This window comes from Nostoc linckia z4, assembly GCF_002608075.1.
Lineage (GTDB): Bacteria > Cyanobacteriota > Cyanobacteriia > Cyanobacteriales > Nostocaceae > Nostoc > Nostoc linckia.
In genome coordinates, this window is sequence record NZ_LAHA01000049.1 from 1 (window position 1) to 14207 (window position 14207).

The following is a 14207-nucleotide window of genomic DNA, read 5'->3' on the forward strand; positions in this document are numbered from 1 at the left end:
TCCTAATAATACTTGTTGAGCGACTTTCGCTGGTATTGCAAGATATGGTTCTGTAGATTTTAATTGTTTAGCTAAACAATTGTAATCGAGATATTTTTGCTCCCAAATAAAGCTTTGACGGATGTGGAAGTTAGCGTAATTGTAGAGGTTTTTGGCTGCAAAACATAACTGATCTATCTCCTGATAGTGGGGATGATTTTGTTGAATGATATGCCGTTCGACCAACTGCATAGACTAGCTGACCAAAATTACATGATATCTGCTCATATATACTAACTCACATTTCTCCAGACTCCAGTCAATAAATTTATGCTAATTCTCTGAAGTTAGGTGTGCTAATTTCCTATTTATTAGCTGCCTAACAGCTGATGAATGACAATTTATGACTAGATTTGTCTACATATTGGGCGAAGTTTTACAATACCAGATTTTGGACTGGTTGTTTGGTTGAGGTTGAGGTGATGGTCAGAATCGCTGGTGCGCTGGATTGACGCAAGTGAGGTAAAGCATACTTCACCAAGCGGACTGCACTCAGCAAAGTCAAGTTCAGGGAAGTTTCCCAGGTTGCTAAATCGATATCATCAAAAGTACCGGCGGGCGGCCCTCCAGCGTTGGTAACTAGGATATCCAAGCCGCCAAATTTTTCCACTGTGGTATTAATTACCCGTTCAATATCGGCTTGACTGGTAACATCTGCACGTATAGATAGCACTTCGGCATCTGTTTCGCTAGTAATGTCCGCAGCAACTTTGTCAATTAATTCACTACGAGCGCAGATAGCGACCTTTGCACCCTCACGGGCAAATTGCCTTGCTGTAGCTTTACCCAAACCTTTACTAGCAGCTGTTACTAAGGCGACTTTGCCACAAAGTTGCAAATCCATAATTTTGGTGTTTATTGAATAGAACTCAGAAGCCAGAATTCAGAACTCAGAATGAATAATGTACAGATAGCAGATGAATTGGGGTTTAGAATCAGAAAAACTTTCGCTTTCAGCGTCTTCTAGAGAAACAACTTTGTCAAAAAATACATATTCATCTAGAGACTTATTCTAAACTCCTGAATTCTCAATTCTGACTCCTTCTCATAGTAACTTGAAGCCCAGGTTATTGAGAACTTGCCGCAAGCGATCGCGTCCTCTCAATGATTCAACAGTGGCAATGCGTTGGGCTGAATGTTCTGACCAATCACCAGCAACATTCATTTGTTGTTCAGTATAGAACTCTTTGATGATGTTGTTGTAATGGGCGATCGCTTCATCTTGTTCAGCCAATTTATAGGTTTCCCGGTGCAACACCGCCGATTGTGGTAACCGTGGCTTAATTGCAGCATTCACTTCTGGATTCGGATAGCCCACACACAACCCGAACACAGCATACACAGAAGCAGGTAAATTTAGGATTGCTGCTACTTCTTCTGGACGGTTGCGGATTCCACCGATATATACTGTTCCCAAACCCAGAGACTCAGCTGCTATTGTGGCATTTTGCGCCGCCAATGTGGCATCAACCGTTGCCATAACAAACATTTCCAAATATTCCAAACCATCATGGGATATACCGCGACTGTCAGCAACGTAAGCCAGACGCGCTAAATCTGCTAACCACACCAAGAATAAAGGCGCTTGGCGGATGTGTGCTTGACTTCCCGCCAGCTTTGATAACTCATCTTTGCGTTCTTGGCTTTCCACTGCTACCACACTCCAGGTTTGCAGATTTGAGGAAGTAGATGCAGATTGAGCAGCTGCAACTAGCAACTCCAGAGTTCCGGGTGGTAAAGGATCGGATAAATAAGCACGAATCGAACGGTGAGATAGTAGTGATGTCAGAGAATCATTCCATTCAATTTCGGGATTGAAAGGAATTTCACCGTAACGCGATCGCAATAGTTCTGTAGGATTGGTCATAATTAATTTCCGGTTCAAGATTTTAAAAGGCAACAGGTAACAGGCAATAGGCAATGGGCTTGAAAGTCTTTTGGTCTCAGGCTTTTACCATCAGTTTATGTCCTAGCCCAGCCCGCAACTGCTAATAGAAGTTAGATTTTTTCAAAATTCAGAATTCTGACTCCTGACTCCTGAATTCTGACTCCTGAATTCTGACTCCTGAATTCTGACTCCTGAATTCTGAATTCTGACTCCTGAATTCTGACTCCTGACTCCTGAATTCTGACTCCTGAATTCTAGATTATACTTTTGGTGAAAACGCAGCGTATTGTTCTTTTGTTAATACTGCATCTCTAACATTCACCTGTTTGGGAATCAATTTTAGCTGATAATATGTATCAGCTACTTGTTGTTGCAAATTTACCAACTCATCATTAATTGGTACAATCCCAAACGTCCGTCTATTAGTAGCTTTTCTCATGGTTTCTATGTTAATTCCTAACACAGATGACAGAGTTTGTGCTACTTCTTCTCGATTCTGTTTAGCCCATTCTTCTAGTTGTTGAATTTCCTCTAGAACTGCCTTGACAATTTGAGAATTTTCTGTTACAAATTTTCGAGTTGTTAAATAATATCCCCCCTGTTTATTAATTCCTGTGCCATCAATTAGGACTCTAGCTTTAGTTGCTTCTTGGGCAGCTGCATAGAAGGGATCCCAAATTACCCAAGCATCTACACTACCTTTAACAAATGCAGCGCGGGCATCAGCTGGCGGCAAATATTTAGGCTCAATTTCACTATATTTGACTCCATATTTTTCTAAAGCTTGGACTAACAACAAGTGAGCGCTAGAGCCTTTTTGAAAAGCAATTTTTTTGCCTTTGAGGTCAGTGACTTTTTGAATTGCAGAATTCTGGGGAACAAGAATTGCTGAGCCAGCAGGGCTAGCAGCAATACCAGCTATATAAGTTAATGATGCTCCTGCTGCTTGAGCAAATATTGGTGGTGATTCTCCGACATGTCCAAAGTCAATACTACCCACATTCATCGCTTCTAGCATTTGCGGCCCGGCAGGAAATTCAATCCATTCCACAGATATACCATCTGGTGATAACCGCTTTTCTAAGACACCCTTATTTTTCAACAAAATATTCGATTTTTGATATCCAAATCGCACTAATGTTGCTTTGCTAGAAGCAGAATTGGCCACAGATGTAGCACTAGGATTAGGAGAATTAACAGTCGATGTTGACGAACAAGCAGCAAATAGCAAGCTCAAACAAACACCAGTAACAAAAGCCCCCGCTATTGGTAAAAAAGAGAATAATTTATTTTGGTTGCTAAATAAATTCCTGATTGCGATCGAGGACATCCACTTGGCAAATAAGCGGCGAAAGATATGGCTAACCATTAAAATCATTCCTTGGAACTATATTTATACTATATATCTATAGGTTTGCCGTAGTATAAGTCAATGGGTATGGGCAATGGGCAATGGGCATTAGCCATTGGTAATTAGTTTTGTATCAATGACTAATGACTAATGACTAATAACTAATGACTAATGACTAATCCAGGAAATCAGGTTCGTCACGGACAATCCTTTCGTAAAGTGGCTGGAAGCTGAACCACCCACTTTTAGGCGCTCCCACTTGACTATGTGTTAAACGGGCTGTTTCGTGTTTGATGGTGTTAGGTCTACCTGCGGCTTCTGCCAATAGTTGCGCTTGGCACGATCGCTCCAGACTAATGTACCAAAAAGCAGCTTCATCCACTGTATGTCCCACAGTTAAAATGCCGTGGTTACGGAGAATTATCGCTTTAGTTTCACCCAAAGCCTCCGCCAGTCGTTTGCCTTCAGATGTATCTAATACGACACCTGTATAATCTTCAAACAATGCATGGTCTTCGTAAAAAGCACAAGAATCTTGAGTCAAGGGGTCAAGCAGACGACCTAAACTCGACCAAGCTTTGCCATAAATTGAATGGGCGTGTGCAGCTGCAACTATGTCAGGTCGAGCTTCATGGATTTGAGAATGGATGGCGAAAGCAGCTTGATTTACTTGAGCATCTCCTTTGACCACCTCACCGTTTTTATTCACCAAAATCAGGTCAGAAACTCGGATATGACCAAAGTATACTCCTAGTGGATTCACCCAAAAATGGTCTGGAAACTCAGGATCGCGGGCTGTAATATGCCCTGCTATACCTTCGCTGAAGCCAAAGCGACCAAATAGGCGAAAAGCAGCAGCTAGGCGTTGTTTGCGGTGCAGGCGTTCATCTTCTACTCGCTCGAATACAGGGGGTTGCGGTCTTTCAAACTTGGGCATGTTGTTTTTCCTCCTCCTCTTTGCAGGGAGCATTAGAATATCCAGAGCGAAAAGATTTAACGCTGTGAGATTCGGGAATGAATTGGTGACGCCAGATGCAACCAGTATCATTACCTAAAAGATGGATGGATACAGATTCGCTCTCGGATGTGGTTTTGACGGCGTGGATATCACCATCTGGAGGTAGGAGGCGGTAAATATCCCCCCTTTGGAGCGATCGCACTTCAGTTATTTCTAAGTGTGCGTGTTCTGCGGCATTGCCGCTATCTACACGCCGATAGACTGTTTCTTCTTGATTACCTTTATATAAACCAATCAATCCCCAAGCTAAATGGTCGTGGACTGGAGTGGTGGAACCAGGGGGAATCACCAAGCTAAACACTGATAAAGAACGGTCTTTAGCCCGATAAAGTAGCCATTGGCCAATACCACCGCCCATTTTGCTTTCAGGGTTAACTTGGGCAAACTTTTCGGGTAACCATTGCTGTTGGGCAAGTAGCTCTTGAAAATAAGGTTCTAATTTAGCTAGCTGTTGTGTGCGATTTTCACTAGCACTATCAGTTATTTCACGTACTGTTGCTACAAAAGCTCGCAACTCTTGGCTTTCTATAAACCATTGGTCTTCAGGTAATGGTTCTAAAATAGTATCATTCGTCATTTATATTCCTCATTAATCTAAGTAAGTCGGCGTAAATATTCCTCGTAACTTAGTTAATCTTTATTTAAATACTTTCGTTTTATTGTGCCAACCTACTGGCTAAGTTTTTTATCTTTGGCGATCGCACTACTGTAAAACTCCTATTTGATTCAGCAAAAAACCCCATACAATTTAAAAAGGCAGATTCCCTAGTTCCCAGTTTCTATTTCCTTTTTAATTTTGACATCGGGGTGAATTTTGAACCCCAGTTGCTCAAGTTTTAAATGAGAAAACGACTCCTTGAGAATGATAGTAAACGGATATCGCTGGAATACAGTAGCCTTACCTTGTGATAATAGTAACCTAGCACGGCTGATACGTACTGGGTATAACGGTTGTTGATTGGCATCGAGAATTAAAACTTTGCTCATGTATTAAATTCCTGACAAAATTAAACTTGAATCATCTGATTGTGCCAATGGAAATCACAAGGAACTTCAAGAAATAAATTACTGCTTAAAGGGTTGACTGTGAACTGTCAACAGCAAACAACACCAATAGCATATTTTTTACTTGGAAGTTACCAACTGTTGTATGACTCCTTTGATGAAACACAGAATAATCATGAGAGTGTAGAATCAAACCCCAGTACTCTCACGTTTATTGCCCATTCAGCTGTAGTATTACTTTTAAAGTACGGTAATTCGGTCGATTAAGTGTATAATTACTAAAAACAGAAATTATCACATACAAATTCAAAAAGCAAGTCCTCTTTGGATTGGCTAACATAGCGATCGATTATTTTTGTATTTGGAAGTCCCTACTGGGTTGACAAACATCAAGACAAGCTTGCACAAAATTATCAACTACACTGTTTGCAGAATCTCGCCGCCAAGCCACAGCTAACACACTGGGGGTGATATCCCGAACAGGACGAAAAGTTTGTCCAGACAACGCATAAATTTGTGTAGTGGTTTCCGAGACTAGTGCTATTCCTTGACCATTAATCACCGCTTCCATTGCTTCATTGGTGTTGTTTACTTCCGTACCATACACAATTGGATGGCCGTCACGTTCGTTTTTTGCTAGCCAATGATCTCGCCAGATTCCGGCTTCGGTAGGTACTGTAATAAACGGTTCATTAACCAAATCTGCTATCTGCAAAACTTCCTCCTGCGCGAGGGGATGGTCGGATGATAAAGCAACCCATCTTGGTTCAACTAATAGAATTTCAGTGAATAATTTTTCTTGTTTGGGAACCGGTAGACGTAATAAAGCAACATCAGTATTGCCAGAGAGTAGTCCAGCTGTAGGATCTGAGAACTCAAAAAAGCGAATTGCTACCCTCCATCCTGGTTGTAGCTCTTGAAACCGTGAAAGAATGGATTTCGTTAATTCGCTACCAATCCTGCAAATAAAACCAACGCGTAATGTCTGCGTTTCCCTTGCTGCTGCTTCTCGCAGGGTTAACAAAGTAAACTGCCAATCCTCAATCAGTCCTTGAGCCAGAGGCAAAAGTGTTTCACCGGCAGCAGTTAGCTTCACCTCTCGACTATTACGGCGTAGTAATTCAATGCCCAATTCTCGCTCTAGTTGGCGAATTTGTTTAGATAATGCTGGTTGTGAAATATATAACTGCTCAGCAGCACGGGTGAAGTTCAACTCTTGTGCCACCGCAACAAAGTAACGAAGCAAGCGTAAGTCTGCATCCATGCTGTATTAGTAGTTTTTATCTATTCTTTTTGGTTATAGCAGTATATCTTGGACTTTTGAGGCAGTATGCGATAAAAATTTCTAATGGGCATTAAAGATTGGGCATAGGGCATTAGGAGATATGGGGAAGGGAAGGTAGACAAGGGGGACAAGGCAGACAAGGGAGAAAAATTCCTACCTTGTCTCCCCCCTCTCCCTTGTCTCCCTCTCTCCCTTGTCTCTCCCCTCTCCCAATCCCCCATGGCCCATGCCCCATGCCCAACCCTAGCTTATGTTTGTCAATACTTTCATCAGGCGTCCAGTTCTGACGACCGTCTGTACATTCATCATTTTGTTGCTGGGAAGCATTTGTATTCCGATCTTGCCGATTTCTCAGCTACCAGATCTCGCCCCGGTGCAAATCACTGTTAGCTCTAACAACATTGGTGCGGATGCTCAAACAACAGAAAGCACTGTTACTAATATTATTGAGCGCCAAATTAATGGCGTTAAAAATGTATCTTACATCTCTTCTAATACAGGTAATGACGGTTCGAGCAATATAACTGTTTCCTTCCCAACTAGTGTTAATAGCGATATTGCTCAAGTCAACGTTCAAAATAAAGAAGCCCTCTCTGAACCTCAATTGCCGGATACTGTTCAACGAACTGGTGTCACCATTGAAACAGCATCAAGTAGTTTGCTTCTCGTCTATGGATTCTTTGCAGATAATAATGAATATGACAACATTTTTATTAGTAACTATGTTGATTTATTCATTCTCGATCAAATTAAGCGAATCCCTGGTGTAGGAAAAGCTACGATTTTTGGAGAACGCAAATATGCAATGCGTCTGTGGCTCGATCCCAACAAGCTTGCTCAACATCAGCTAACTCCTCAAGATGTGACAACTGCCCTACAAGAACAAAATATTCAGGTGGGTGCAGGGGCAATTGGTAAGGAACCAGCACCAGATAATCAAAGTTTTGAATTTGCTTTACGGGCAACCAGTCGGTTCAAAGATGCGGCTGAATTTGGAGAGATGGTGTTAAAGGTGGCTCAACCTGGCGCTACTAACACCAACACCTTAGTTAAAGTCAAAGATGTCGGCCGAGTCGAACTAGGAGCAGAGAGCTATCTTGCTGATGCCAAATTTACCCTCCCAGGAGATACTCCCAAGCCGGCTGTGGGTTTAGGGATATATCAACTTCCAGGTAGTAATGCCTTACAAGTTGCCCATGCAGTGGAAGACCAAATCGCCACCTTAACCAAGAAATTTCCACCAGGACTCAGAGCGGAGTTAGCATTTGATACCACTCCATTTGTGGAAATTTCCTTAGAAGAGGTGCTACATACTTTGGTTGAGGCGATTGTGCTAGTGGTGTTAGTAATTTTTGTTTTCTTACAAGACTGGCGCACCACAATCATTCCCACCATTGCGATCCCCGTGTCTTTGATTGGGACATGTGCGGCTCTTTTGATTTTGGGATTTCAAATTAATACACTCACCTTATTTGGTTTTGTGCTGGCCATCGGGATTGTGGTGGATGATGCCATCATTGTGGTGGAAGCCGTTGCAGTGAAACTAGAACAGGGCATGAAGCCGCTACAGGCAGCAGTGGAAGCCATGAGGGAGTTGACAGGGGCAATTATCGCCACTTCTCTTGTATTAATGGCGGTATTTATTCCCGTTGCATTTATTCCGGGTACTACTGGTATTGTCTACAAACAATTTGCCTTAACCATTGCTTGCTCCATCGCCATTTCCACTTTTAATGCTTTAAGCTTCTCTCCGAGTATGGCAGCGATCCTTATGCGCCCAGCCCAGACTCCACGCGGGCCTTTGGGGTGGTTTTTTACGCAGTTTAATCGGGGATTTAGCTGGTTCACGCGCCGATACGTCAGATTTGTTAGCTTCCTTACCCATATTAAAGTGGTTGTAATTGGAGTTTTCATTGCTGGTTTATTGGCAACGGGTTTCATGTACACAACAGTGCCTACCGGATTTATTCCAGAGGAAGACCAAGGCTACTTTTTTGTAATTGTCCAGGGGCCTGACGGAGTTTCTTTGAAATACACAGAATCGGTGATGGAAAAGGTTGCCAAGGAAGTTACGGCACTTCCAGAAGTCAGAGCTAGTTTTATGATTAGTGGCTTTGGTTTCGATGGCAATGCTTCTAATTTAGGCATCGCCTTTGCGAACCTGAAACCTTGGAAAGAAAGAACCGAACAATCTCAATCTGTTTATGGCATACTTCAGAGACTGAACAAAAAGCTGGGTGCTATTACCGAAGCTAGAGCGATCGCTGTGAATGCTCCACCTGTGAGAGGCTTAAGTACTACAGGTGGCTTTGAGTTTATCATTCAAGACCGCACAGGCAGTGCGCCGATTGAAAGTCTGGTTGAAACCACTCAAAAGTTCATTGCCGCAGCAAATAAAAAACCAGTTCTGCAACGAGTCTTCACTCAGTTCACCGCAAACACTCCGCAATTTGACATCCAGGTAAACCGCAATCAAGCCAAAGCTCTCAATGTCGAGATTAATGATGTCTTTGGCGCTTTGCAATCTTACTTGGGATCGCAATATGTGAATAACTTCGTCCAGGGACAGCGACAGTACCGAGTATATGTCCAAGCAGATGGGGTTTACCGTGCAAATCCCGATGATATTAACAAGTTGTATGTTCGCTCAACAACTGGGGCGATGATTCCTTTGGGCAGTTTGGTGAAAATTACTCCCTTTGTGGGGCCAAAAACAATCTCCCATTACAACTTATATCGCTCAATCAAAGTTCAAGGCGCTCCCGCTCCTGGTGCGAGTTCCGGACAGGCGATTAAAGCCATGGAAGAAGTCGCAGCAGAGGTGTTACCCCAAGGATTTGGTTACGAGTGGACAGGGACTTATCTGCAAGAGAAGACATCTGGAGGAGCCACTGGGCTGATTTTTGCTTTAGCGATCGTGATTGTCTTTTTGGTGCTGGCGGCTCAATATGAAAGCTACATCGACCCAATTATTATTTTGCTGACAGTTCCTCTAGCGGTTTTGGGAGCAATGACAGCGATTTGGTTGCGATCGAATATTTTTATGGCAGGTAGCCTCTTTCCCAAAGTCGTAGATGATATTTATTGCCAAGTAGGTCTAGTAACTTTGATTGGTCTAGCCGCTAAAAACGCGATTTTAGTCGTGGAATTTGCCAACCAACTGCATGAGCAGGGCATGAGCTACACGCGGGCGGCGGTGAAAGCCGGACAAGAACGTTTGCGACCGATTTTAATGACTTCCTTTGCAGCACTGTTAGGATTTTTGCCCTTGGTGATTTCTGAAGGAGCCGGAGCAAGTAGCCGTTGGTCTTTAGGTACAGCCTTATTCGGAGGGCTGCTGCTTTCAACCTTCTTGAGTTTGTTCTTAGTGCCAATTCTCTACATTCTTGTTAAAACCTTGGCTCAATCTCTATTTTCTCGTCAGCGAGGGGGAGGCTCAAATCCACCTGATTTTCCAAATGAAACCTCAGATGGACACAGAGCATTGTCCATAGGCTCAAGTCAACAGCAAGATGGCAGAGCTGTTTAATGAGTATGTGGGTTATGGGGTAATAGGGTTCGGGGAAAGGGGAAAGGGAAAAGGGGAAAGGGGAAAGGGAAAAGGGAAAAGGGAAAGGGAAAAGGGGAAAGAAAAAACCTTTACCCTTTACCCGGTTGGTGAGCTTGTCGAACCATTAACCTTTTCCCAAAACCAAATTCCGAGTTGAAAATGCACAAAGCGAGCAGTATTGTCTCCCACCTCTTTTTTAAATTTGATAAGTCTGCCTGATTACTTTTTCTATCGAGCCTACACGATGATACTTTTCTATTAGTTCATGGGATTTTGTTTTTCGGTTGGCGAGCTGCTTTTTTAATGGTGTTAAAAAATCAACATCTGGGTCATCTTTTAGTGCGATTTCAGCAGCTTGTAATACTTGTGTTGCGTTGTCGAAGATCTCTTCGTTGTCAAAGCCTTTTTTAGCAGACATTTGGTGCAAAGTTGCATCCGGAATTGTTGCTCTACCCAGTAAGGTTTTATCTAACACCAATCCTTTCAATAAGGCTAGTAAAGCTGCATAAATCGAGAAATCATCACAACTATCACAAGCCTTAAATTCAATACGACCTACTTCTGCGGGGATGCGGGCGATTTTTGTTAAGGAAGGTTTGCTACTAATTAGCTGTTCCTGTTTCTCAACAAAAACTAAGGCTGCGGATCTTTTTCCTGTTCGGATAAATGTTCTGACTGATAGCCCATCCCATAAAGCTCCATTATAAAAAGGCGAGCTATAACTAAAAGGTACTATGTAGGGACTGTAATAAGTTAATTTTCTGCCAATATCAATTAAATCTACAACAGATAAATCTACTAATGAAATATTTAAATCTGGGCCGTATGTCACCATGTGAATATTAGCAGTTTGTTCGTCAGGTTGAACCTCTAAATTTTTGATTTCGTAATCATTTAATGGCGGTTGGGGAACAAAAACGGAATTGTATGGATTAAAACTGACTAAAACTGGCGAAAAACCAAAATTAGCAGCAACCTCACGTAATAACTGAAAACTTTCTGATAATTCAGTGATGGCACCATGAATACTAGGATGTATAGTTGTTCTAATTTCGATACCTTTAGAATGACAGTCTATTACTTCCTCAGAATCGGCAAATCTTTCAAATCCCTCAATATACCATCTCTTTTGTTTAATACCCGCATCACCGACACGCAGCTGAGGATAATCGTTGGGGTATATGGGTAGCTTTTCAATAATTTGATTGAAATCAGCAAATTTGGTATGGGAAAAATCAGCAAACTTTCCTTGTTTGTTCAAGAAAGCGACTTCATGTTCAATGCCAAAAAGAAACATTATGTATACCTTAATTAATAAAAATTAGCCTCGATAAGAAACGCGATTAATTGATGCTGTTCGGTTTGAGGAAAAAACAGTCTTTCGAGAATCAGGTCTGGTAAGTCAATGGCAAATCTTGAATTACACGCGAGTTAACTTTGGTTTGACTCATAGATACTCCATTACACGCATTAACTTGTGCTTGTGAAAATAATTAGAAAATTTTCTCAAGAGGATTCTGAGATAGATTTTATATCAAGTCTGGTGGTTATGTGGCAAAAGAGTGGGGAGTGGGGATATTTTGTTGGAGAGCAACTTAGTATGAGGGCGATCGCTCTGTAATAAATGCCTATTGCAGTAAAATCTAGTGGTTCACCACGCAAATATTGACAGGTTTAGATTGGGGAAAGGGAAAAGGAAAAAGGGGAAGGGTTTAAAGCTTTTACCCTTGACCCCGCCTGTCAAAAAGACTTTGGCAGACTACTAGTAGTTCGCCAAGGCAGCTTGGCGGGGTCAAGGGTAAAGGGAAAAGGGGAAAGGTTTTAAATCCCTTACCCTTTTCCCCTTACCCTTTCCCCCGCCTGTCAAAAAGACTTTGGCAGACTACTAGCCTATTTAGATCCTAAAGTTAAGTTGATTTACAAGCTGCTACTGCACCCACTATCCTCACAGCCACCAGGTAGGGTAGCTTAGTAGTGACTAAGGAAAGCGTGAAAAATGAGTTTATGACAAGTACTGTTCAATCTCCCTACAGCAGCGAACAAGTAGCCGCTTGGTTGCGTGGACTGCTGACTATTGCTTGGGCTGATGGTAATTATGACGAACAAGAACAAGAAATAATTGCCACCATTACTAAAGATGAATTAGCTCCTAAGATTGAATGGCAGGACTCGCCGGAGATTATTTCTCCTGAAGAATTAGCCGCAGTGTTGGGCAAAGGTACGCTGGCGGCGGAAAATTTCTTAAGGACAGCGGTGATGGTGGCGATCGCAGATGGTACTTATTCTCCCAGTGAAGATGACGTTCTGCAACAGTTCTGCCAAGCCTTAGAACAACCACAAAATATACTCGAAGCTCTCCGCCACACCCTAGAACACCCAGAGCAAATTACCCCCGCTATTTCTGCAACTGGATTGACAAAACGTCAAATTGATGCATTACGCCCCCTACGCGAGTGGCTTGATGGATTGGATATCGAAGACCCAAGAGTAGCCCGCTTTTTGTGTAAAATGATTCCCTCACAGTGTCCCTTTGAGCGGGATGTCACCTTATTTGGACACAAAATCGTGCATATTCCACCGATGTGTAAAATTAATCCATTATACGAACAACTAGTGGGCTTACGTTTCCGTGCCCTTTCTTATTTGGCAGATAAATGCGGTGAAGATGTTTCGCCATATATTTAGTCTTGGACATTGAGCATTGGGCATTGGGCATTGGCTAAGATGAGCATATAGCCGTAACCTATTAACAGATCAACAAGTAGACGCACTCAAAGTTATCATTAATGACCTTGCACCCCAACTAAACGCATATCTAAAGTCAATTGGTAATGTTCCAAATGACCAATGACTGATGACTAATGACTAATGACCAATGACTAATGACTAATTATGCAATTTATTGACCAAGCAGAAATTGAAGTTGCGGCTGGCAAAGGTGGCGACGGTATTGTGGCCTTCCGAAGAGAGAAATATGTGCCGGCTGGTGGCCCCTCTGGTGGAAACGGAGGCCGGGGTGGTTCGGTGATTTTCGTTGCCGATTCAAACCTACAAACCTTGCTGGATTTTAGATATAATCATCGCTTTCAAGCCGAAAACGGTGGTCGTGGAGGCCCGAATAATTGCACTGGGGCAAATGGCAAAGATTTGATAATTGAAGTTCCCTGCGGTACAGCTGTTTATGATGCCGAAACTGGGGAATTGTTGGGGGATTTAATTGAGCCTCAGCAGACTTTAGATGTTGCCAAAGGTGGGAAAGGTGGACTGGGAAATCAGCATTTTTTGAGCAACCGTAACCGCGCCCCAGAATACGCTCTCCCAGGATTACCGGGGGAAATCAAGCAGTTGCGCTTGGAGTTGAAACTTTTGGCGGAAGTCGGGATTATTGGCTTACCAAATGCTGGTAAATCCACTTTAATTTCATCTTTATCAGCTGCCCGCCCAAAAATCGCAGACTACCCCTTTACAACTTTGATTCCTAATTTGGGTGTAGTACGGAAACCCACTGGTGATGGTACTGTTTTCGCCGACATTCCTGGATTAATTGAAGGTGCTGCCCAAGGTGCTGGACTAGGACATGATTTTTTGCGTCATATTGAGCGCACACGGGTGCTACTCCACTTAATTGACGCCACTAGTGATGATGTGATTAGAGATTATCAAACGATTCAGCAAGAATTGAAAGCTTATGGCAGAGGTTTAACAGAGCGATCGCAAATTTTGGCGTTAAATAAAATTGATGCAGTGGATAGCGAAACTGTAGATTTGGAAGCATTAGCTACCCAACTAAATCATCTCTCCTACGCCCCAGTTTTTTTGATTTCAGCAGTTACTCGCACTGGCATAGAGCCAATGTTACAGCAAATCTGGGAAATTCTCGACCAAATTAAGCCGGCTGAAGAATTATTTCGATAATTATTAGTCATTAGTCATTAGATTTCTTGTAGAAGTGGGGAAAAGGGTAAGGGGTAATGGTTCGACAAGCTCACCAACCGGGGAAAGGGCAAATAAAAACCCTTTTCCCGGTTGGTGAGCTTGCCTGTCCTGAGCTTTGTCGTTGGCGTTGGCGTT

The 14207-nt window shown here is 42.6% G+C and carries 11 protein-coding genes and 1 pseudogene; 3 read left to right on the forward strand and 9 right to left on the reverse strand.

The genetic code is table 11. From position 1 onward, the window contains the following. The 8 genes and pseudogenes from VF06_RS28500 to VF06_RS28535 form a co-directional block, all read right to left on the reverse strand. Nucleotides 1–231: pseudogene (locus VF06_RS28500) on the reverse strand (RNA-guided endonuclease TnpB family protein); the annotation flags it as partial. Nucleotides 232–415: 184 nt separating this feature from the next. Further along, nucleotides 416–883, reverse strand: a complete 468-nt coding sequence (locus VF06_RS28505; RefSeq protein WP_244918230.1) for an SDR family NAD(P)-dependent oxidoreductase — start codon at nt 881–883, stop codon at nt 416–418. A 201-nt stretch (nt 884–1084) separates the two neighbouring features. Beyond that, nucleotides 1085–1906 carry an NADPH-dependent oxidoreductase gene (locus tag VF06_RS28510; protein ID WP_099070075.1) on the reverse strand — a complete coding sequence of 274 codons (822 nt, stop codon included), beginning with the start codon at nt 1904–1906 and terminating at the stop codon, nt 1085–1087. 280 nt (nt 1907–2186) lie between these two features. Beyond that, the gene (locus VF06_RS28515) at nt 2187–3296 is read right to left on the reverse strand and encodes a sulfonate ABC transporter substrate-binding protein (RefSeq protein ID WP_099070076.1); all 1110 of its coding nucleotides are present in this window, start codon (nt 3294–3296) and stop codon (nt 2187–2189) included. 157 nt (nt 3297–3453) lie between these two features. Continuing rightward, nucleotides 3454–4215, reverse strand: a complete 762-nt coding sequence (locus VF06_RS28520) for a class II aldolase/adducin family protein (RefSeq protein WP_099070077.1) — start codon at nt 4213–4215, stop codon at nt 3454–3456. After that, nucleotides 4202–4873: a cysteine dioxygenase family protein gene (locus VF06_RS28525; RefSeq protein WP_099070078.1), complete on the reverse strand. Its 672-nt coding sequence runs from the start codon at nt 4871–4873 to the stop codon at nt 4202–4204. Before VF06_RS28525 ends, VF06_RS28520 begins: the two co-directional genes overlap by 14 nt. A 188-nt stretch (nt 4874–5061) precedes the next feature. Further along, nucleotides 5062–5283 carry an RRXRR domain-containing protein gene (locus VF06_RS28530; protein WP_099070079.1) on the reverse strand — a complete coding sequence of 74 codons (222 nt, stop codon included), beginning with the start codon at nt 5281–5283 and terminating at the stop codon, nt 5062–5064. A gap of 367 nt (nt 5284–5650) precedes the next feature. Further along, nucleotides 5651–6565: a LysR family transcriptional regulator gene (locus VF06_RS28535; RefSeq protein WP_099070080.1), complete on the reverse strand. Its 915-nt coding sequence runs from the start codon at nt 6563–6565 to the stop codon at nt 5651–5653. A 271-nt stretch (nt 6566–6836) separates the two neighbouring features. Between VF06_RS28535 and VF06_RS28540 the strand changes: the two genes are divergently transcribed. After that, nucleotides 6837–10115 carry an efflux RND transporter permease subunit gene (locus VF06_RS28540; protein ID WP_099070081.1) on the forward strand — a complete coding sequence of 1093 codons (3279 nt, stop codon included), beginning with the start codon at nt 6837–6839 and terminating at the stop codon, nt 10113–10115. A 217-nt stretch (nt 10116–10332) separates the two neighbouring features. Here VF06_RS28540 and VF06_RS28550 read toward each other — a convergent pair whose 3' ends face one another. Beyond that, nucleotides 10333–11433 (reverse strand): glutamate-cysteine ligase family protein, encoded by a 1101-nt coding sequence (locus tag VF06_RS28550; protein ID WP_180267631.1) that lies wholly within the window; start codon nt 11431–11433, stop codon nt 10333–10335. Nucleotides 11434–12140: 707 nt separating this feature from the next. Between VF06_RS28550 and VF06_RS28555 the strand changes: the two genes are divergently transcribed. Both VF06_RS28555 and obgE read left to right on the forward strand, forming a co-directional pair. Then, complete coding sequence (locus VF06_RS28555; RefSeq protein ID WP_099070084.1) at nt 12141–12821, forward strand: Mo-dependent nitrogenase C-terminal domain-containing protein; 681 nt, start codon at nt 12141–12143, stop codon at nt 12819–12821. A gap of 207 nt (nt 12822–13028) precedes the next feature. Further along, nucleotides 13029–14051, forward strand: coding sequence for a GTPase ObgE (obgE, locus tag VF06_RS28560; protein ID WP_099070085.1), 1023 nt, complete (start codon nt 13029–13031; stop codon nt 14049–14051). Nucleotides 14052–14207: the final 156 nt, after the last annotated feature.

What these genes read in the sequence shown, in the direction of transcription:
- VF06_RS28525 (WP_099070078.1), bottom strand. Translation starts at nt 4,873, where the DNA reads ATGACGAATGATACTATTTTAGAACCATTACCTGAAGACCAATGGTTT.
- VF06_RS28535 (WP_099070080.1), bottom strand. Translation starts at nt 6,565, where the DNA reads ATGGATGCAGACTTACGCTTGCTTCGTTACTTTGTTGCGGTGGCACAA.
- VF06_RS28540 (WP_099070081.1), top strand. Translation starts at nt 6,837, where the DNA reads ATGTTTGTCAATACTTTCATCAGGCGTCCAGTTCTGACGACCGTCTGT.
- VF06_RS28505 (WP_244918230.1), bottom strand. Translation starts at nt 883, where the DNA reads ATGGATTTGCAACTTTGTGGCAAAGTCGCCTTAGTAACAGCTGCTAGT.
- VF06_RS28550 (WP_180267631.1), bottom strand. Translation starts at nt 11,433, where the DNA reads ATGTTTCTTTTTGGCATTGAACATGAAGTCGCTTTCTTGAACAAACAA.
- VF06_RS28530 (WP_099070079.1), bottom strand. Translation starts at nt 5,283, where the DNA reads ATGAGCAAAGTTTTAATTCTCGATGCCAATCAACAACCGTTATACCCA.
- VF06_RS28510 (WP_099070075.1), bottom strand. Translation starts at nt 1,906, where the DNA reads ATGACCAATCCTACAGAACTATTGCGATCGCGTTACGGTGAAATTCCT.
- VF06_RS28555 (WP_099070084.1), top strand. Translation starts at nt 12,141, where the DNA reads ATGACAAGTACTGTTCAATCTCCCTACAGCAGCGAACAAGTAGCCGCT.
- obgE (WP_099070085.1), top strand. Translation starts at nt 13,029, where the DNA reads ATGCAATTTATTGACCAAGCAGAAATTGAAGTTGCGGCTGGCAAAGGT.
- VF06_RS28520 (WP_099070077.1), bottom strand. Translation starts at nt 4,215, where the DNA reads ATGCCCAAGTTTGAAAGACCGCAACCCCCTGTATTCGAGCGAGTAGAA.
- VF06_RS28515 (WP_099070076.1), bottom strand. Translation starts at nt 3,296, where the DNA reads ATGGTTAGCCATATCTTTCGCCGCTTATTTGCCAAGTGGATGTCCTCG.